An 18,396-nucleotide genomic window follows, 5' to 3' on the forward strand; every position below is an offset into this window, starting at 1 on the left:
TCTTTGGAGTGACCCGTGGCTGCCAACTGCGACGTCTGCGGCAAGGGGCCGGGCTTCGGCAACAACATCTCGCACTCGCACCGCCGTACGCCCCGCCGCTGGAACCCGAACATCCAGCGTGTGCGTACCGTGGTGGGCGGGACGCCGAAGCGCGTGAACGCTTGCACCTCGTGCATCAAGGCCGGCAAGGTCTCGCGCTGACGCTCAGCTAGCGCGCGGCCACTGCTGGTTCGCTGCAAAGCCGGTCCACCTCTGGTGGGCCGGCTCTTTGCCGTGCCCTGAGACGTTGCCCGGGCGAGCCAAGCCTTCCCCGCGAGCCCACGGCCCGGCGGTTCCCGGGCGGCGCGGTGCCCTGACGCCGGAGCGTCGCACTCCGGCACCGCACCTCGGCGGCTACACGCCGCCGCGGAAGCGCCAGCCGTGATCCACGGGCCCGATTCCCCCACCGAGCGCGAACCCGGCCGCGACCGCCCCCGTGACGTACTGCTTCGCCGCCGCCACCGCCTCAGGCACGGACCGCCCCTTGGCGAGCTCGGAGGCGATCGCGGAGGCGAGCGTGCAGCCGGTGCCGTGGGTGTGGCGGTTGTCATGCCTCGGCGCCCGCAGCCAGTGCTCCTCGGAGCCGTCGGTGAGCAGGTCGACCGCGTCACCGGGCAGATGTCCGCCCTTGATCAGCACCCAGCGCGGCCCGTACCCGAGGACGGCCGAGGCGGCCTGGCGCATCTCCGCCTCCGACTCGACCCGTACGCCCGTGATCTGGGCCACCTCGTCGAGGTTCGGTGTGGCGACCGTCGCCACCGGCAGCAGCTTCGTACGGACGGAGTCCAGCGCCGAGGCGGCGAGCAGGGCGTCGCCGTGCTTGGAGACGCCCACCGGGTCGACGACGGCCGGGGCGTCCGTCCCCGCGATCAACTCCGCCACCGCCTCCACCAGTTCCGCGGAGGCCAGCATGCCGGTCTTGACCGCCTGGACGCCGATGTCGTCGACGACACTGCGGTACTGGGCCCGCACGGCCTCCACGGGCAGTTCCCAAGCCCCCTGCACGCCAAGGGAGTTCTGCGCGGTGACCGCCGTGACGACGCTCATGCCGTGCACGCCGAGCGCGAGCATCGTCTTGAGGTCGGCCTGGATGCCCGCACCGCCTCCGGAGTCGGAGCCCGCCACCGTCAGGACGTTGGGGATCACGACTCTATGTCCGCGAAGTGGTCCCAGCCGCCCTTGCTGGTCCACGGCGCCCCGTCGACCGTCACCTGCGGCAGCGCCGAGGGGTTGAGGACCTCGCCGATGACCTTCCAGCGGGCGGGCAGCTTCACGTCCGGCGGGAAGGTCGCCACGATCGCGTGGTCCTCTCCCCCGGTCAGCACCCACTGCATGGGGTCGACCCCGACGGCCTGCCCGATGTCGTTCATCTGGGACGGGATGTCGATCGCCCCGGAGCGGATGTCGATGCGGACCTTGCTGGCCTCGGCGATGTGCCCGAGGTCGGCGATCAGCCCGTCGCTCACGTCGCACATCGCGGTCGCCCCGAGCCCGGCGGCGGCGGGACCCGCGTGGTACGGCGGCTCGGGCCGCCGGTGGGCCTCCACGAACGCCCGCGGCGAGCGGAACCCCCGGGACAGCACGGCGTACCCGGCCGCGGACCAGCCCAGCCAGCCCGTCACGGCGACGAGATCGCCGGGCTGGGCACCCGCCCGCGTCACCGGCTCCTGATTGCGCAGATCACCGAGCGCGGTGATCGACACCATGATCGAGTCGCCGCGTACGACGTCTCCGCCGACCACGGCGGCGCCCGCCACCTGGCATTCGTCGCGCAGGCCGTCCATCAGCTCGCTCGGCCAGGTCACCGGCAGCTCGGCCGGGACGACCAGGCCGAGCAGCAGCGCCGTCGGCACGGCGCCCATGGCCGCGATGTCGGCGAGGTTCTGCGCGGCCGCCTTGCGGCCCACGTCGTAGGCCGTCGACCAGTCGCGGCGGAAGTGCCGGCCCTCCACCAGGATGTCGGTGCTCGCCACGACCCTGCGGTCGGGCGCGGCCACCACGGCGGCGTCGTCGCCGGGGCCGACCCGGACCGCCGGGGTGGTGGTCAGACGGGAGGTGAGCTCCCTGATGAGCCCGAACTCACCGAGCTCACCAACAGTGCCCTTCATTGCCCTTTCGCCCCTTCTGTCCCTGTCCGTGCCCGGTCGCGAGGCATCTCAGTCCTCGCTACGGTCGAAGTGACCGTCAAGTTCTGCCGGACCTGCACCCCGGCGCGCAAGACCCGGTCCCCGCAGGTCTCCCCGCGGCGAGCGGCGACGCGATACCGTGGCGTTCCTTTTCCCCACATGATCCTCGTGGCCGCCCTGGAGGTTCCGTGGTACAGGCGTACATCCTGATCCAGACGGAGGTCGGCAAGGCGTCGACCGTCGCCGAGACGATCAGCAAGATCCCTGGGGTCATCCAGGCCGAGGACGTGACGGGACCGTACGACGTGATCGTGCGGGCGCAGGCCGACACCGTCGACGATCTCGGCCGCATGGTGGTCGCCAAGGTCCAGCAGGTGGACGGCATCACCCGCACCCTGACCTGTCCGGTCGTCCATCTGTAGCCCCCGTCTACCCTGTGCCGGTGAACTCTTTCCGTCACCGGCACCGTTGTGTCTTCCGCGTGTTCCGGCTGCCCGCTCTCGCGCTGTTGATCACTGTTGCGGGCTGCTCCTCAGCAGACGACAGCGCGTCGGCGGCGGTTCCCAGTCCGGACCCGAAGGTCGCGGAACTGTGCCGGAACCTGGACAAGGTACTGCCCGCGACGGTGGAAGGTGAGCGCCGTGAGGATCCCGAGCCCGCGTCGGCGCTGACGGCGGGCTGGGGCAGCCCGGCGATCATACTTCGCTGCGGTGTGCCGCAGCCGCCGAAGATGATCGACCCGAAGGTGGCGGACGGACGGGATCCGGACGCGGTCGCCGGGGGTGTGAACGGCGTCGACTGGCTGATGGAGAGCCGGGACGGCAGGGGGCACGTCTTCACGACCGCCAACCGGGAGGCCTACGTGGAGGTGCGGGTGCCTGAGGGTCCGGACAGCTCCGGCGTGCTGATCGACCTGGCCCCGGCCGTGAAGAAGGCGATCCCCGAGGGGATCGCCTCCTGATGCCCGCGTTCTAGCGCCGGTTCACCGCAGCCCGGTCGGCCTGCGCAGGGCCGCCTGCACCAGGCGGTCGATCAGCTCCGGGTAGCTCACCCCGCTCGCCTGCCACATCTGCGGATACATCGAGATGGGCGTGAAGCCGGGCATCGTGTTGATCTCGTTGATCACGAACTCGCCGTCCTCGGTGAGGAAGAAGTCCGCACGCACCAGGCCCTCGCAGGACGCCGCCTCGAACGCGTCGACCGCCAGGCGCTGGACCTCGGCCGTCTCCTCGGGGGTCAGGGGCGCCGGGACGAGACCCGGGGTGGAGTCGATGTACTTGGCCTCGAAGTCGTAGTACGCGTGCGTCTCGGGCGAGGGGATCTCCGCGGGGAGGGAGGCCCGGGGGCCGTCCTCGAACTCCAGGACGCCGCACTCGATCTCACGGCCGCGCAGCGCGGCCTCCACGAGGATCTTCGGGTCGTGCCGCTGGGCCTCGGCGATGGCCTCGTCGAGTCCGGCGGGGCCGTCGACCTTGGTGATGCCGATCGAGGAACCGGCCCGCGAGGGCTTCACAAAGAGCGGCCAGCCGTGCTCGCCGGCGAAGTCGACGATCTTCTTGCGGGCGGCGGCCTGATCCAGCTCCCACTCGCGCGGGCGCACCACCACGTACGGGCCGACCTTCAGCCCGAAGGAGGTGAACACCCGCTTCATGTACTCCTTGTCCTGGCCCACGGCCGAGGCGAGCACACCCGAACCCACGTACGGGACGCCGGAGAGCTCCAGGAGGCCCTGGAGGGTGCCGTCCTCGCCGTACGGGCCGTGCAGCACCGGGAAGACCACGTCGACCTCGCCGAGGGCCTTGGGGACCGAACCCGGCTCGCTGTAGACGACTTCGCGGCTGGCGGGGTCGACGGAGAGGATCACCGCGCCCTCGGTGGACTCGGCGAGCAGGTCGACGCTGGGCGGACGCCTGTCGACGATCGCCATCCGCTCCGGTTCGTCCGCCGTGAGCGCCCAACGCCCGTCCTGGGTGATGCCGATCGGCAGGACGTCGTACTTCGTCCGGTCGATGGCCTTGAGGACGGCGCCGGCGGTGACCACGGAGATCCCGTGCTCGGAACTGCGCCCGCCGAACACGACGGCCACACGCGGCTTGCGAGGCGGCTGCTCGGGGCTCTGGGGGAGGTTCTCGGTGCTCATATCGCGTTGAGAGTACCCGTTGGTAAGGCCGCGAGTAAGCGCGTGCGGCCTCGCGTCGCTCAGCGTCGTTCGGGCTTCGCGCTGCGCGACATCAGCTCCTTGAGAGCCACCACCGGGGGCTTGCCCTCGTGCACGATGCCGACGACCGTCTCCGTGATGGGCATGTCGACGCCGTGCCGCCGGGCCAGATCCAGCACCGACTCGCAGGACTTGACGCCCTCGGCGGTCTGCTTGGTGACCGCGATGGTCTCCTGGAGGGTCATGCCCTTGCCGAGGTTGGTCCCGAAGGTGTGGTTGCGCGACAGCGGCGAGGAGCAGGTGGCCACCAGGTCGCCCAGTCCCGCGAGTCCCGAGAAGGTCAGCGGGTCGGCGCCGAGCGCCATGCCCAGCCGGGTGGTCTCGGCGAGGCCGCGGGTGATGAGGGAGCCCTTGGCGTTGTCACCGAGGCCCATGCCGTCCGCGATGCCGACGGCGAGGCCGATGACGTTCTTCACGGCTCCGCCCAGTTCGCACCCCACCACGTCGGTGTTGGTGTACGGGCGGAAGTAGGGCGTGTGGCAGGCGGCCTGGAGCCGCTGGGCCACGGCCTCGTCGGTGCAGGCGACCACGGCCGCGGCCGGCATCCGCGCGGCGATCTCCCGGGCCAGGTTGGGGCCGGTGACCACGGCGATCCGGTCCGGGCCGACCTTGGCGACATCGTCGACGACCTCGCTCATCCGCATCGCGGAGCCGAGTTCGACGCCCTTCATCAGCGACACGAGGACCGTGTCGGGGGCCAGCAGCGGGCTCCACTCGGCGAGGTTGGCGCGCAGGGTCTGCGAGGGGACCGACAGGACCGTGAAGTCGGCGTCCGCGGCGGCCTGCGCGGGGTCGGTGGTGGCCCGTACGTTCTCCGGCAGCTCGACGCCCGGGAAGTAGTCGGGATTGGTCCGCGTGGAGTTGATCGCCTCCACGACCTCCGGGCGGCGCGCCCACAGGGTGACCTCGCACCCCGCGTCGGCGAGCACCATGCCGAAGGCCGTACCCCACGAACCGGCGCTCAGGACCGCCGCCTTGACCGGCTTGCTCACTTGCCCAGCCCCTCTTCCTGCACGGTCTGCCCGGACTTCCGGTGCGTCTTCGTCTGCGTCTGGGTGCGGCGCCGCTGCTCGATCCGCTCCCGGCGCGGGTCGTACGGCGTCTCGGGCGCCTTCTCACCGCGGATCAGCTCCAGCTGGGCGGTGACGGCGGCCATGATGACCTCCGTGGCCTCCTTCAGCAGGTCCGCGGTCATCTCCCGGTCGTAGAACCGGGCGAGGTCGACCGGCGGCCCGGCGAGCACGCGGTGCGTCTTGCGCGGCAGCAGATGCGGCTTCTTCGCGTACGGCGGCAGCAGTTCGTTGCAGCCCCACTGCGCCACGGGGATCACCGGGCACTTGGTCTGCAGGGCCACGCGCGCCGCACCGGTCTTGCCGGTCATGGGCCAGCCGTCCGGGTCGCGGGTGAGGGTGCCCTCGGGATAGAAGGCGACGCATTCGCCGCGGTCCACGGCCTCGATCGCGGCCCGGAAGGCGCTCAGCGCGTCCGTGCTCTCGCGGTAGACGGGGATCTGCCCGGTGCCGCGCATCGCGGCCCCGACGAATCCCTTCTTGAAAAGCCCGCTCTTAGCGAGGAATCGCGGGACGCGACCGGTGTTGTACTGAAAGTGCGCGTAAGCGAAGGGGTCGATGTGCGAATTGTGGTTCACCGCGGTGATAAATCCACCCTCAGCCGGAATGTGCTCCATTCCGCGCCAGTCCCGCCTGAGCAGAACCACCAGCGGCGGTTTGCAGATCACCGCGGCGAAGCGGTACCAGAAGCCGATTCTGCGGCGGGGCACGCGGACACCTTCCTCTAGGGCCTGAAGCCGGGGCCACGGGGGGCCGCACAAGTGTCGCCCCAGGCCGCCGGTCTGTCGAGAACACCGTACGCCCCGGCACGCCGCCCGCCCGATGCCCCGGGTGACAATGACCGCGACAAGAGGAGGACGGAACATCCGTGCAGTGGACCCTGGTCGTACCCCTGAAGCCCCTGGCCCAGGCCAAGAGCAGGCTCGCGGACACCGCGGACGACGGGCTGCGGCCGGACCTGGCGCTGGCCTTCGCCCAGGACACGGTGACGGCCGCGCTGGCCTGCCCCGCTGTGCGGGATGTGGCAGTCGTCACGGACGACGCCCGGGCGGGCCGTGAGCTGACCGCACTGGGCGCCGCGATCATCCCCGACGAGCCGGGCGGTGGCCTCAACGCCGCCCTCGCACACGCGGCGCGGGCCGTACGGTCCGTCCGCCCGTCCGGTGCGGTGGCCGCCCTGAACGCCGATCTGCCGGCGCTGCGCCCCGTGGAATTGTCCCGGGTTCTCGAAATCGCCGCCGAATTCCCGCGCGCATTTCTCCCGGACGCGGCCGGAATCGGCACGACGTTGCTGACCGCCGCTCCGGGCTGTGCATTGCGCCCGGCCTTCGGTACGGATTCCCGGGCCCGGCACCGCGCCTCCGGCGCAGTGGAACTGCCCCTCACCGCGGTGGATTCCGTACGCCAGGACGTGGACACCGGCGCCGACCTGCGCAGCGCGCTGGCCCTGGGGGTCGGCCCTCATACGGCCGCGGCCGCCGCGCGGTTGCTGATACCCGGGCAGTAGGCTGCGGCCATGCAGGCGACCGCGTACACGTACGACCCCGAAAGCCGCAGCGGGCAGGTGCTCCTGGACGACGGCACCCCGGTGCCCTTCGACGCGGCCGCGTTCGACGCGGGGGGCCTCCGGCTGCTGCGCCCGGGCCAGCGGGTCCGGATCGAGGTGGAGGGCGCGAAAGACGCCCTGCGGATCACACTGGTGACCCTGCAGACCCTCTGATCACTTCCTGAACACGCCGCGGGCCGGACTCCATGCGGAGTCCGGCCCGGCGCGTGAGTACCCCAGCGCCCTTACTTCTTGCGGGCGGTGGTCTTCTTGGCGGTGGTCTTGCGCGCCGTCGACTTCTTGGCGGGCGCCTTCGTGGCCGTGGCCTTCTTCGCCGGGGCCTTCTTCGCGGTGGTCTTCTTCGCGGCGGTGGTCTTGGACGTCGCCGTGGCCTTCTTGGCGGGCGCCTTCTTCGCGGTGGTCTTCGCGGCCGCCGACTTCGTGGTGGTGGCCTTCTTCGCCGTCGTCTTCTTGGCGGTGGTCTTCTTCGCGGCGGCCGACTTCGTGGTCGCCTTCTTCGCGGCGGCCTTCTTGACCGTCGCGCCGGCACCGCCGGTCAGGCTGCCCTTGGGCGCCTTCTTGACGGAGACCTCGCCGCCGCGCGGCAGCTTCTTCGACCCGCTGACCAGGTCCTTGAAGCCCTGACCGGCACGGAAGCGCGGAACGGAGGTCTTCTTGACCCGAACCCGCTCGCCCGTCTGAGGATTACGGGCGTACCGCGCCGGACGGTCGACTTTCTCGAACGAACCGAAGCCGGTGACCGAAACCCGCTCACCCGAGACGACCGCGCGGACGATGGCGTCCAGGACATGGTCGACAGCGTCGGCAGCCTGCTGGCGGCCGCCCATCTTGTCGGCAATCGCTTCTACGAGCTGCGCCTTGTTCACGTCTTCCCCTTCGGAGACATCGCCAGAACGAAAGTGTTCAAGCTTTTTCGCACGTTAGGCAGATATATACCGCAAATCAAACACGAAACGGGCTTATCACCCTTGTGCCGCAACGAACTCGACGGTGTCGGCGGGTTCAGCGTTCCTCGTCGGGGAGACGTCCCTCGTCGAGGTCCGCGGTGAACCGCTCCAGCCGCCTTGCCGCGTCGGCGAGATCGTGCTTGGCCGCGGCCGTAATGACCAGCAGCTTCCGGGTCAGCGCCATCCGTACGCCCTCCGGGACTTGCAGTGCGCGCACCCTTGTGTGCGCTTCCTTGAGTTGGCCCGCGACCGCCGCATAGAGCTCGAGTTGGCCGTCGTGTTCCATGCACAGATTGTGCCATCTGGGGCGAGTTGTCGCCTGCGCAGGGGACAACTGCCGCCTCGGACGGCCTTTCCGGCACACGTGGAAGTCACGGCTGTACCACTCACGTACCCCGGCAACCACCGGCTTAACGTGGGAAGTTGGCAGCCGAACAGGGGGTGGACAGGGCCGTTCGGGTGCAGACGCGGCTGTACCCCCGATCGGGCTGATCGGGGGTACAGAGGGGATGTCACGGTGGCCGAAAGTCGCCTTGTTCAGGGGCGGCGGAGCGTGCCCGGGGTCAGACCGGGAGCGTCCGCGGCTTGAACGCCGGGCGCTTCGCCTCGTACGCGGAGATGTCCGCCTCGTTCTGCAGGGTGATCGAGATGTCGTCGAGGCCGTTCAGCAGCCGCCAACGGGCGTTCTCGTCGAGTTCGAAGGAGGCGGTGATGCCCTCGGCGCGCACCTCGCGGCTCTCCAGGTCGACGGTGATCTCGGCCTGCGGGTCCTTCTCGGTGAGCTCCCACAGCGAATCCACGATCTTCTGCTCCAGAACCACCGTGAGCAGGCCGTTCTTGAGCGAGTTGCCGCGGAAGATGTCGGCGAAGCGGGAGGAGATCACGGCCTTGAAGCCGTAGTTCTGCAGCGCCCAGACGGCGTGCTCACGGGAGGAGCCGGTGCCGAAGTCGGGACCGGCGACCAGGACGGTCGCGCCCTGCCGCTCGGGCTGGTTGAGCACGAACGACGCGTCCTTGCGCCAGGCCTCGAACAGCCCGTCCTCGAACCCGTCGCGCGTGACCTTCTTGAGCCAGTGGGCGGGGATGATCTGGTCGGTGTCGACGTTGCTGCGGCGCAGCGGGACGGCCCGGCCGGTGTGGGTGGTGAAGGCTTCCATGACTGATCAGACTCCAGCGGGCGTACGGGTCTCGGCGTCGGACAGGTCGGCCGGGGAGGCCAGGTGGCCCAGGACGGCCGTGGCGGCCGCGACCTGCGGCGACACCAGGTGCGTCCGGCCGCCCTTGCCCTGCCGGCCCTCGAAGTTGCGGTTGGAGGTGGACGCGGAGCGCTCGCCGGGGGCCAGCTGGTCGGGGTTCATGCCCAGGCACATCGAGCAGCCCGCGTGCCGCCACTCGGCGCCGGCCTCCTTGAAGACGACGTCCAGCCCCTCGGAGACGGCCTGCAGACCGACCCGCGCGGAGCCCGGGACGACCAGCATCCGTACGCCGTCGGCGACTTTGCGGTCCTTCAGCAGCTCGGCGGCGGCGCGCAGGTCCTCGATGCGGCCGTTGGTGCACGAGCCTACGAAGACGGTGTCCACCTTGATGGAGCGCAGCGGCTGCCCGGCCTCCAACCCCATGTACTCCAGGGCCTTTTCGGCGGCGTAGCGCTCCGATGCGTCTTCGTACGAAGCAGGATCGGGGACGGACGCCGAAAGCGGTGCGCCCTGACCCGGGTTGGTGCCCCAGGTGACGAACGGCGACAGTTCGGCGGCGTCGATGACGACCTCGGCGTCGAACTCGGCGTCCTCGTCGGTCCTGAGCGTCTTCCAGTACGCGACGGCCGCGTCCCAGTCCTCGCCCTCGGGGGCGTGCGGGCGGCCCTTGAGGTACGCGAACGTGGTCTCGTCCGGGGCGATCATGCCCGCCCGGGCGCCGGCCTCGATCGACATGTTGCAGATGGTCATGCGGGCTTCCATCGAGAGCTTCTCGATGGCCTCGCCGCGGTACTCCAGGACGTATCCCTGGCCGCCGCCGGTGCCGATCTTCGCGATGATCGCCAGGATCAGGTCCTTGGCGGTGACGCCGTCGGGCAGTTCGCCGTCGACCGTGATCGCCATGGTCTTGGGGCGGGACATCGGCAGCGTCTGGGTGGCCAGCACGTGCTCCACCTGGGAGGTGCCGATGCCGAACGCCAGCGCGCCGAAGGCGCCGTGCGTGGAGGTGTGGGAGTCGCCGCAGACGACGGTGGTGCCCGGCTGGGTCAGGCCCAGCTGCGGGCCGACGACGTGCACGACACCCTGCTCGACGTCGCCCAGCGGGTGCAGCCGCACGCCGAAGTCGGCGGCGTTCTTGCGCAGCGTCTCCAGCTGGATCCGGGAGACCGGGTCCGCGATCGGCTTGTCGATGTCGAGGGTGGGGGTGTTGTGGTCCTCGGTCGCGATGGTGAGGTCGAGGCGCCGGACCTTGCGGCCGCTCTTGCGGAGGCCGTCGAAGGCCTGCGGGCTGGTCACCTCGTGCAGCAGGTGCAGATCGATGAAGAGAAGGTCGGGCTCGCCCTCCGCGCGCCGGACGACATGGTCGTCCCAGACTTTCTCCGCGAGTGTCCTACCCATCGCTTTTCCCTCCGGACGGCGACGATCCGCCGACCCAACTAGAGATCTTGAGGAGGCGGTGCCCGTACCCCTGATGCCGGGCACACACCACCAGGCCCTTACGTCACGGGCCGTTGTGACTTCGTGATTCCAGGGTGGCGCGTTCCACGGAAATTTGAACTTGCGTTTCACAGAGTGAGACGCAAGTATCGTTTCATGGACAACAGTAGCGGCGTCGGCGTTCTGGACAAGGCGGCCCTCGTCCTGAGCGCTCTGGAGTCCGGTCCGGCCACCCTCGCGGGTCTGGTCGGTGCCACCGGACTGGCACGACCCACGGCCCACCGCCTGGCCGTGGCCCTGGAACACCACCGCATGGTGGCGCGCGACATGCAGGGCCGTTTCATTCTCGGCCCTCGGCTGGCAGAGCTGGCCGCGGCCGCGGGTGAGGACCGTCTCCTCGCCACCGCCGGCCCGGTGCTCACGCATCTTCGTGACATCACGGGCGAGAGCGCGCAGCTCTATCGCCGCCAAGGCGACATGCGCATCTGCGTCGCCGCGGCGGAGCGCCTGTCCGGACTGCGGGACACGGTCCCGGTCGGTTCGACGCTCACGATGAAGGCCGGTTCCTCGGCGCAGATCCTGCTGGCCTGGGAGGAGCCGGAGCGGCTGCACCGCGGGTTGCAGGGGGCGCGCTTCACGGCGACGGCGCTGTCGGGTGTGCGGCGGCGGGGCTGGGCCCAGTCGATCGGTGAGCGGGAGCCGGGCGTCGCGTCCGTCTCGGCGCCGGTGCGGGGGCCGTCGAACCGCGTGGTGGCGGCGGTGTCGGTGTCCGGGCCGATCGAGCGGCTGACGCGGCATCCCGGCCGGATGCACGCACAGGCCGTGATCGATGCGGCCGGGCGCCTCTCCGAGGCGTTGCGACGCACCGGCTGAAGCGACGGCGCGTTCTCGGGAAGGCCGGCCTCAACGCCGCGGCAGGCCTTTCCGGGCAGGCACCGTGTCACCAGGACGGACACACGGAAGAGGCCCCCCACCGAAGTGGAGGGCCTTTCTCTTGTGTACCCCCGACCGGATTCGAACCGGCGCTACCGCCTTGAGAGGGCGGCGTGCTAGGCCGCTACACAACGGGGGCCTGGACACTGCGTTTCCGCAGGTCCGAGCTGGTCTACCTGGACTCGAACCAAGACTAACTGAACCAGAATCAGTCGTGCTGCCAATTACACCATAGACCAATGTGGTATAGACCAGTCAGTACCCCCGACCGGATTCGAACCGGCGCTACCGCCTTGAGAGGGCGGCGTGCTAGGCCGCTACACAACGGGGGCCCTAGCAGTCCCGAGATGATCGTTGATCACTTGGAACCAGTACCCCCGACCGGATTCGAACCGGCGCTACTGCCTTGAGAGGGCAGCGTGCTAGGCCGCTACACAACGGGGGCGATGCAGATGAGCTCTGCGAGCTGGCCTACCTGGACTCGAACCAAGACTAACTGAACCAGAATCAGTCGTGCTGCCAATTACACCATAGGCCACTGGAACGCAAGCCCCGGGGGGTTGTGTCCTAGTTGTGCGCCTGGGGTTCCGGCCTTCCGGCCCGCTCCCCGCGGCGCAGGAAGAACATTACCCGAAGGTGGACGGGGCTCCAAAACGAGTATCCGAGCCGAGCAGGGACGGCAGTTCGGCCAGCGTGGCGATGCGGTGCGGCCCGACGGGCGGGTCGATCGTGGCGTACAGGCCGCCGCGGTCGATCCACACCGACAGCAGCCCGGCGTCGGCGGCACCCCTCCCGTCGATCTCCGGGTGGTCGCCGACGTAGGCGACCTGGTGCGGCGGAAGTCCGAGGAATTCGCAGGCCGCGAGGAACGCCCCGGCCTCGGGCTTGGAGATGCCGAGCTCGGCCGCGCACAGGATGGTCTCGAAGCGGTCGTGGACGCCGAGGGTGCGCAGCTTGCGGTCCTGGACCTGGAGGCTGGAGTTGGAGAGCACGGCGTGCCGGTGGCTGGCGGAGAGGGCGTCGAGGACGGGCAGGACGTCCGGGAAGAGGGCCCAGACCGCCTCGTAGTGGGTGATGTACCGCTGGAACCACGCGTCGGCCTCGGCGTCGGTGAGGGCCCGGTCCAGGAACACCCGTACCCGTTCGCGCCGCTGGTCCTCGAAGGTGGCCTCGCCGGCCGAGAAGCGGGCCCACTGCAGGTGGGTGACCTCCCGCCAGTGGTCGATGGCCTGCTCGACACCGTCATAGCGGTCGAGCAGGCCCTCGGCCGTGAGGTGGGCGCGCATGCCGAGGCGGTCGGCGGTGGTGTAGTCGAAGAGGGTGTCGTCGACGTCCCAGACCACGGCTTGGATGCTCATACTCCGACCGTACCCACCGTGATGTGCTCTCAGCCCAGGGTCATGCTGCCGGAGAGCACGAGGTCGGGGCCCTGGCCGTCGCGGGGGTGGGCGCTGAGCTTCCAGGCGTAGGGGCCGCCCGTGGCGCCGCTTCCGCTGTCGGTGGTGCCGTCCCAGGCCGGGCGTACGGCGGCACCCGTGGAAGCGCCGGTCAGGGTGCGGACGACCTTGCCGGAGGCGTTGGTGAGGGTCAGGGTCCAGGTGGAGGGCTTGTTGAGCTGCCACACCGGTGCCCAGGGGAACGCCTTGCCGATCACGGACGGCGAGGGGACCTGCGCCTCCATCTGCGCCAGGGGCGAGGTGGGGACGCCGCTGGGGACGATCGACACCTCGCCGTACGTGCCGTCCAGGTAGGCGATGTGGCCGCCGAAGCGGTCGACGGCCCAGCGGCCGTTGCTGCCGCCGGTGTTCTGGTCGGTGGCGGGCAGCTGGGCCAGGGTGCGGGTGGTGGCCGTGCCGGTGTGGAAGTCGGTGAGCAGCAGCTCGTGCGTGGTGCGGTTCTCGCGGAGCAGGAAGCCGTCGGCGAGGCGGGCCGGGCCGAGGCCGGCCGGGACCGTGATCCTGCGCTGGGCGGCCCGGTCGTAGACGCCCGCCGAGCTGCCGCAGGACCAGTACAGCCAGGTGTTGACGGCCTGGATGTCGGTGGGGGTGCAGGGGGCGCCGGTGGCGAGGGTGGTGGTCGTGCCGGTCTTGAGGTTGCGGCCGGTGACCGCGCCCTGGGTGCTGCCCGGGGTCCACAGGGTCTGCCCCCACACGGCGGCGGCGGTGCGGTCGCGGGTGAGGGCCGTCTCACCGGTGGTGGCGCGCGGGAAGTCGACGACCCGCTGCGTGCCGGAGCCGCCGTTGTAGAGCACGTACCGGCCGGTGCCGCCGCCGATGCGGCCCGCGGAGTCGCCGTCCATGGGTTCGCTGAGGACGGTGGTGGTGTCGAGGCCGACGTTGACGACGGACTCCTCGCCCGTCTCACCGGTCCACAGGTGGCTGACCCGGCCGTCGCCGAGGGCCTCCAGCTGGGGGCAGGCGGCGTCCCCGGTGAGGCAGGTGGGCGGGCTCAGGGCAGGGCTGCGGCGGGTCTGGGGGCCGTCGGGCCGGCCGGCGGCGTCCAGCTGGAAGCTGCTGTAGCGGAGCGAGGCGCCCGGTGTCGCGCCGTAGAGGAACAACTCGCCGCCGGCGAGAGCCAGTCCCTGCACGCCGGTCGCTGCGGCGGGGACCTCGGCCACCTTGTCGGTGGTGAGGCCGCCGCTGCCGTCGGGGGTGATCCGGTGGATGTTCCAGTCGAGGCTGGAAGGGCCCGCGGTGGCCAGGGCGCCGCCGTCCGGGGTCGGGCCGATGCCGCCGAACGACGAGGTGAGCACGGTGCTGGTGGCACCGGTGACCAGGGAGCGGGCGGTCAGCGCGGCCTCGGTGCCGCCCAGGACGAAGGCCGGATTGCCGATCAGGAGTTGATCACCCACGACGGCTTCGAGCTGGGCGTCGGTGCGGGTGAGGGCGGTGGGCTCGGTGCCGGGTCCGGCGTCCACCCGGATCGCCTTCCAGTCGGCGACGAGCCAGCGGTCGTTGAAGGTGAGCTGCGGGGTCGCGGTGTCGCCGGTGACGTAGGTGCGGAAGGCGCCGTCGGAGAGGTCGACCAGGCCCACGGACGTCCTGCCGTCCAGCGTGTAGACGATGGCGAGGCGGCCGACCGAGCCGCCGGTGCGGTAGAGGACGGGCCGGGCGCCCGAGGGGAACCCGGTGACCGGGGTGTCCACGGTGAGGGTGCCCTCGACGGTGCGCAGCACGTGCAGGGCGCCGGTGGCGTCCATGGTCAGTACGCTCCAGCCCACGGCGGCCCGGTAGGCGTGGCCGGAGGGGATCGTGACGTCGGCGGTGACGCCGGTGGAGCGGTGCTTCTGGTGGACGGTGCGGCCGTCGAGGGTGTTCACGACGTCGGTGCCGCTGGCCAGGTCGTCCGGGCCGGCGTGGGCGGGCGGGACCGCGTCGGGGTAGTCCACCGTGGTGACCGAGGAGGTGCCCGGACGGTACTGGAAGCCGGACGCGCCGGCCCACGGGTAGTCGACGGTCACACGCTTCTCGGTGACGAGCCGCACCGTGCCGGCCGGCTCGCCGGCCTGCGGCGCCGCCTGCGCGGGTGCGGCCGGCAGGGCGCAGGACAGGGCCACCGCCCCGCCGACGGCCGCGTGGACGAGTCTTCGTGAACGGATCATGCTCTCCCCCTGTACCAGGGCGCACTCGGGCACCGTGCGCACAGAGGGCATCCAACGTCCCTTCCGGGGACGGGAGTTGACCGGAAGGGTGAACTCCCGGTGACGGCTGGGCGGACACGGTGAGGGCGGCGCCCGAACCGGACGCCGCCCTCACCGTGGGGTGTTTCGCGTTACGCGGCCAGCTTCGCCAGCGCCGCGTCGATCCGGGCCAGGGTGGTGTCCTTGCCCAGGACCTCCAGGGACTCGAACAGCGGCAGACCGACCGTGCGGCCGGTGACGGCGACGCGGACGGGGGCCTGGGCCTTGCCGAGCTTGAGACCGTGGGCCTCGCCGGCGGCCAGGACGGCCTCCTTGAGCGACTCGGCGGAGGTCCAGTCGGCGGCCTCCAGCTTCTCGCGGGCCGTGCGCAGCAGCGCGTCCGAGCCCTCCTTCATCGCCTTCGTCCAGCTCGCCTCGTCCTCCACCGGCTCCGGCAGGAAGAGGAAGTCGACGTTGTCGGTGATCTCGGAGAGCACCTTGAGGCGGGTCTGCGCGTGCGGGGCGATGGCCTGCCACTTCGCCTCGTCGAAGGCCTCCGGCGCCCAGGGGGCGAAGGGCGCCTGGAGCCACGGGCGGCAGCGCTCGGTGAAGTCCTTCACATCCAGCAGGCGGATGTGGTCGCCGTTGATGGCCTCGCACTTCTTCAGGTCGAAGCGGGCCGGGTTGGGGTTCACGTCGGCGATCTCGAACGCCGCGATCATCTCGTCGATCGAGAAGACGTCCTGGTCGGCCGAGAGGGACCAGCCGAGCAGCGAGAGGTAGTTGAGCAGGCCCTCGGGGAGGAAGCCGCGCTCCCGGTAGAGGTTGAGGGAGGACTGCGGGTCGCGCTTGGAGAGCTTCTTGTTGCCCTCGCCCATCACGTACGGCAGGTGGCCGAACGACGGGATCTCCTTGGCGATGCCCAGCTCGATCAGCGCCTTGTACAGGGCGATCTGGCGCGGGGTGGAGGAGAGCAGGTCCTCGCCGCGCAGGACGTGGGTGATCTCCATCAGGGCGTCGTCGACGGGGTTGACCAGCGTGTACAGCGGGGCGCCGTTGGCACGGACGATGCCGTAGTCCGGGACGTTCTCCGGGGTGAAGGTCAGCTCGCCGCGGACCAGGTCGGTGAAGGTGATCGTCTCGTCGGGCATCCGGAAGCGGACGATCGGCTCGCGGCCCTGGGCCTGGTACTCCTCGACCTGGGCGTCGGTCAGCGCGCGGCAGTGGCCGTCGTAGCCGGACGGCTTGCCGGCGGCGCGGGCGGCCTCGCGGCGGGTGTCCAGCTCCTCCTGGGAGCAGTAGCAGCGGTAGGCGTGCCCGGCGTCGAGCAGCTTCTGCGCGACGTCCTTGTAGAGGTCCATACGCTGCGACTGCCGGTACGGCGCGTGCGGGCCGCCGACCTCGGGGCCCTCGTCCCAGTCGAAGCCCAGCCAGCGCATCGAGTCGAGCAGCTGGGTGTACGACTCCTCGGAGTCGCGGGCCGCGTCGGTGTCCTCGATGCGGAAGACCAGGGTGCCCTGGTGGTGCTTGGCGAACGCCCAGTTGAACAGGGCGGTGCGGACCAGGCCCACGTGGGGGTTACCGGTGGGCGAGGGACAGAAACGGACGCGTGGGGGTACCCCCTGTCCGAGCGGAGTCGAGGACTTGGGGGAGGGAGAGCCGGGTGCGCTAGCCACGCTTGACAACCTTGTTGGTGAGAGTGCCGATGCCTTCGATGGTGACGGCGACCTCGTCGCCGACGTTCAGGGGGCCGACCCCAGCGGGGGTGCCCGTGAGGATCACGTCGCCGGGGAGCAGCGTCATGGCCTCGGTGATGTTGACGATCAGATCCTCGATCGAGTGGATCATCTCGCTGGTGCGGCCCAGCTGACGCTGCTGGCCGTTGACCGTGAGCTGGATGGTGAGGTCGCTCGCGTCCAGGTCGGTCTCCACCCAGGGGCCGAGCGGGCAGGAGCTGTCGAAGCCCTTGGCCCGGGCCCACTGCTTCTCGCGCTTCTGCACGTCGCGGGCGGTGATGTCGTTGGCGCAGGTGTACCCGAAGATCACGTCCTTGACGCGCTCGCGCGGGACCTCGCGGCACATCCGGCCGATGACGACGGCCAGCTCGGCCTCGTGGTGCACCTCCTCGGAGAAGGAGGGGTACTGGATCTCGTCGCCGGGGCCGATCACCGAGGTGGACGGCTTGAAGAAGGCGAAGGGGACGTCGGGGACCTCGTGGCCCAGCTCGCGCGCGTGCTCGCCGTAGTTGCGGCCGAAGGCCACGACCTTGTTGGGGAGCACCGGCGGCAGCAGCCTGACCTTGCTCACCGGCACCTTCGTACCGGAGAGCTCGAAGTCCGCGAACGGGATGCCCTTGATGATGTTCAGGACGAGTTCGTCCTGCTTGTCGCCCTCGATGGCACCGAAGGCGACGTTCCCGTCGATGGAGAATCTGGCGATGCGCACGGGATGCTTGGCCCCTTGACTGAAGCGGCTGGAGTCTGACGCTCCAGGCTAACGCGGGGAGGTCCCCCCGCCCCGCGCATTGTGAAGGGGCGCCCCGTCGTGGGGGGCGCCCCTCGGAAATCCGTACCCCGCCGCCGTGAGCATCCGGCGGCCGGCACGCGTACTACCAGGTGTCATTCCGCGGCCGCGGCGGCCGCGACGGGGATCTCCATGAGGACGGTGCGCTTGGGGTTGGCGGTCTGGGCCGGGAGTTCGACGGGGTGCTCCGGCTGCTCCGGCGTCTGCAGTTCGTCGGCGTCCTGCAGGTGCGCCAGCGTCGTGCGCCGCGGGTTGGCGATCTTGTGGAACATCGTCGTCGTCTTCACTGTTTACTTGACCCTGTCCTGTGACGGGCGCCGGGAAGGGTGTGAACCCCCCTGCGGGCGCGGGTTGTCGGTTGTGCCATCGCTGTAAAGCGTCAGGCTAAACATGCGATTCCCCGGCCCGGCCGCCCGGAGGCCATGATCGGCATGTGAGTTTCCTCACGAATCAGTGGGCGAATCGGTCAATCCGGACTCGCACCCCACCCCTACGAAACGGACATTGACCCACTGAAGCCCTCATTCCGCTCCTGATCATGGCGACTGGGACACCCGACCGAGCTCGGCGACTCGCGGGCTTACGCCCGATATGGGTGAACTCGCTTTCTACGTCCGGTGATCCGGCACTCACGTGGTGTCACCTAAGTCACGGCTCGGCCTACGGGCCTTGTTGGAGATCCTGTGCTGTGCTGGAATCTCACGGACCGCCGCAGGATCGA

At 70.3% G+C, this 18,396-nt stretch carries 20 protein-coding genes and 5 tRNA genes; 6 read left to right on the forward strand and 19 right to left on the reverse strand.

Going from position 1 to position 18,396, the window contains the following annotated elements:
- Positions 1-15 precede the first annotated feature (15 nt).
- On the forward strand, positions 16-201 hold the full coding sequence (gene rpmB, locus ACFY9E_RS30700; protein WP_004924906.1) for a 50S ribosomal protein L28: 186 nt from the start codon (positions 16-18) through the stop codon (positions 199-201).
- A 192-nt stretch (positions 202-393) separates the two neighbouring features.
- Here the strand turns inward: rpmB and thiD are convergent, their stop codons facing one another.
- A complete protein-coding gene (gene thiD, locus ACFY9E_RS30705) occupies positions 394-1,185 on the reverse strand; it encodes a bifunctional hydroxymethylpyrimidine kinase/phosphomethylpyrimidine kinase (protein ID WP_390989403.1) in 792 nt (263 codons plus the stop codon).
- Positions 1,182-2,147 carry a thiamine-phosphate kinase gene (locus ACFY9E_RS30710; protein ID WP_248507211.1) on the reverse strand — a complete coding sequence of 322 codons (966 nt, stop codon included), beginning with the start codon at positions 2,145-2,147 and terminating at the stop codon, positions 1,182-1,184. The genes thiD and ACFY9E_RS30710 overlap by 4 nt, the downstream gene beginning before the upstream one ends.
- A 206-nt stretch (positions 2,148-2,353) precedes the next feature.
- Between ACFY9E_RS30710 and ACFY9E_RS30715 the strand changes: the two genes are divergently transcribed.
- Positions 2,354-2,587 carry an Lrp/AsnC family transcriptional regulator gene (locus ACFY9E_RS30715; RefSeq protein ID WP_003997603.1) on the forward strand — a complete coding sequence of 78 codons (234 nt, stop codon included), beginning with the start codon at positions 2,354-2,356 and terminating at the stop codon, positions 2,585-2,587.
- Between the two features lie 20 nt (positions 2,588-2,607).
- The gene (locus tag ACFY9E_RS30720; protein ID WP_390989406.1) at positions 2,608-3,126 is read left to right on the forward strand and encodes a DUF3515 family protein; all 519 of its coding nucleotides are present in this window, start codon (positions 2,608-2,610) and stop codon (positions 3,124-3,126) included.
- A gap of 21 nt (positions 3,127-3,147) precedes the next feature.
- Here ACFY9E_RS30720 and ACFY9E_RS30725 read toward each other — a convergent pair whose 3' ends face one another.
- From ACFY9E_RS30725 to ACFY9E_RS30735, 3 genes are read right to left on the reverse strand one after another with little or no spacing between them, the layout of a single operon-like run.
- A complete protein-coding gene (locus ACFY9E_RS30725; protein WP_390989408.1) occupies positions 3,148-4,305 on the reverse strand; it encodes a D-alanine--D-alanine ligase in 1,158 nt (385 codons plus the stop codon).
- A 59-nt stretch (positions 4,306-4,364) separates the two neighbouring features.
- The gene (locus ACFY9E_RS30730) at positions 4,365-5,375 is read right to left on the reverse strand and encodes an NAD(P)H-dependent glycerol-3-phosphate dehydrogenase (protein ID WP_390989410.1); all 1,011 of its coding nucleotides are present in this window, start codon (positions 5,373-5,375) and stop codon (positions 4,365-4,367) included.
- Positions 5,372-6,163: a 1-acyl-sn-glycerol-3-phosphate acyltransferase gene (locus ACFY9E_RS30735; RefSeq protein WP_390989412.1), complete on the reverse strand. Its 792-nt coding sequence runs from the start codon at positions 6,161-6,163 to the stop codon at positions 5,372-5,374. The genes ACFY9E_RS30730 and ACFY9E_RS30735 overlap by 4 nt, the downstream gene beginning before the upstream one ends.
- A 158-nt stretch (positions 6,164-6,321) precedes the next feature.
- On the opposite strand from ACFY9E_RS30735, the gene cofC reads away from it, so the two are divergent.
- Entirely contained in the window at positions 6,322-6,960 is a 639-nt protein-coding gene (gene cofC, locus ACFY9E_RS30740) for a 2-phospho-L-lactate guanylyltransferase (RefSeq protein WP_390989414.1), read from the forward strand.
- A gap of 9 nt (positions 6,961-6,969) precedes the next feature.
- Positions 6,970-7,173: a hypothetical protein gene (locus ACFY9E_RS30745; RefSeq protein WP_031138097.1), complete on the forward strand. Its 204-nt coding sequence runs from the start codon at positions 6,970-6,972 to the stop codon at positions 7,171-7,173.
- A gap of 71 nt (positions 7,174-7,244) precedes the next feature.
- Here ACFY9E_RS30745 and ACFY9E_RS30750 read toward each other — a convergent pair whose 3' ends face one another.
- The 4 genes from ACFY9E_RS30750 to leuC form a co-directional block, all read right to left on the reverse strand.
- Entirely contained in the window at positions 7,245-7,886 is a 642-nt protein-coding gene (locus ACFY9E_RS30750; RefSeq protein WP_390989417.1) for an HU family DNA-binding protein, read from the reverse strand.
- A 136-nt stretch (positions 7,887-8,022) separates the two neighbouring features.
- A complete protein-coding gene (locus ACFY9E_RS30755; protein ID WP_248507222.1) occupies positions 8,023-8,253 on the reverse strand; it encodes a hypothetical protein in 231 nt (76 codons plus the stop codon).
- 277 nt (positions 8,254-8,530) lie between these two features.
- Entirely contained in the window at positions 8,531-9,124 is a 594-nt protein-coding gene (gene leuD / locus ACFY9E_RS30760; RefSeq protein WP_390989419.1) for a 3-isopropylmalate dehydratase small subunit, read from the reverse strand.
- A gap of 6 nt (positions 9,125-9,130) precedes the next feature.
- Entirely contained in the window at positions 9,131-10,561 is a 1,431-nt protein-coding gene (leuC, locus tag ACFY9E_RS30765; protein ID WP_390989420.1) for a 3-isopropylmalate dehydratase large subunit, read from the reverse strand.
- 195 nt (positions 10,562-10,756) lie between these two features.
- On the opposite strand from leuC, the gene ndgR reads away from it, so the two are divergent.
- On the forward strand, positions 10,757-11,473 hold the full coding sequence (ndgR, locus tag ACFY9E_RS30770) for an IclR family transcriptional regulator NdgR (RefSeq protein WP_184988622.1): 717 nt from the start codon (positions 10,757-10,759) through the stop codon (positions 11,471-11,473).
- A 126-nt stretch (positions 11,474-11,599) separates the two neighbouring features.
- Here ndgR and ACFY9E_RS30775 read toward each other — a convergent pair.
- The 10 genes from ACFY9E_RS30775 to ACFY9E_RS30820 form a co-directional block, all read right to left on the reverse strand.
- Positions 11,600-11,672: transfer RNA gene (locus ACFY9E_RS30775), tRNA-Glu, on the reverse strand.
- 28 nt (positions 11,673-11,700) lie between these two features.
- A tRNA-Gln gene (locus ACFY9E_RS30780) sits at positions 11,701-11,772 on the reverse strand.
- Between the two features lie 20 nt (positions 11,773-11,792).
- Positions 11,793-11,865, reverse strand: a tRNA-Glu gene (locus tag ACFY9E_RS30785).
- Positions 11,866-11,905: 40 nt separating this feature from the next.
- Positions 11,906-11,978 (reverse strand) — tRNA-Glu (locus ACFY9E_RS30790).
- Between the two features lie 21 nt (positions 11,979-11,999).
- Positions 12,000-12,071, reverse strand: a tRNA-Gln gene (locus tag ACFY9E_RS30795).
- Between the two features lie 88 nt (positions 12,072-12,159).
- Positions 12,160-12,891 carry an HAD-IA family hydrolase gene (locus tag ACFY9E_RS30800; protein WP_390989422.1) on the reverse strand — a complete coding sequence of 244 codons (732 nt, stop codon included), beginning with the start codon at positions 12,889-12,891 and terminating at the stop codon, positions 12,160-12,162.
- 29 nt (positions 12,892-12,920) lie between these two features.
- Entirely contained in the window at positions 12,921-15,134 is a 2,214-nt protein-coding gene (locus ACFY9E_RS30805) for a FlgD immunoglobulin-like domain containing protein (protein ID WP_390989424.1), read from the reverse strand.
- Between the two features lie 170 nt (positions 15,135-15,304).
- Positions 15,305-16,828 carry a glutamate--tRNA ligase gene (gltX, locus tag ACFY9E_RS30810; RefSeq protein ID WP_390989426.1) on the reverse strand — a complete coding sequence of 508 codons (1,524 nt, stop codon included), beginning with the start codon at positions 16,826-16,828 and terminating at the stop codon, positions 15,305-15,307.
- Positions 16,821-17,597: a fumarylacetoacetate hydrolase family protein gene (locus ACFY9E_RS30815; RefSeq protein ID WP_390989428.1), complete on the reverse strand. Its 777-nt coding sequence runs from the start codon at positions 17,595-17,597 to the stop codon at positions 16,821-16,823. Before ACFY9E_RS30815 ends, gltX begins: the two co-directional genes overlap by 8 nt.
- Before the next feature lie 173 nt (positions 17,598-17,770).
- Positions 17,771-17,962 carry a hypothetical protein gene (locus tag ACFY9E_RS30820; protein ID WP_390989430.1) on the reverse strand — a complete coding sequence of 64 codons (192 nt, stop codon included), beginning with the start codon at positions 17,960-17,962 and terminating at the stop codon, positions 17,771-17,773.
- Positions 17,963-18,396: the final 434 nt, after the last annotated feature.

This window comes from Streptomyces sp. NPDC012466 (genome assembly GCF_042955215.1).
In the GTDB taxonomy this organism is placed as follows: Bacteria; Actinomycetota; Actinomycetes; order Streptomycetales; family Streptomycetaceae; genus Streptomyces.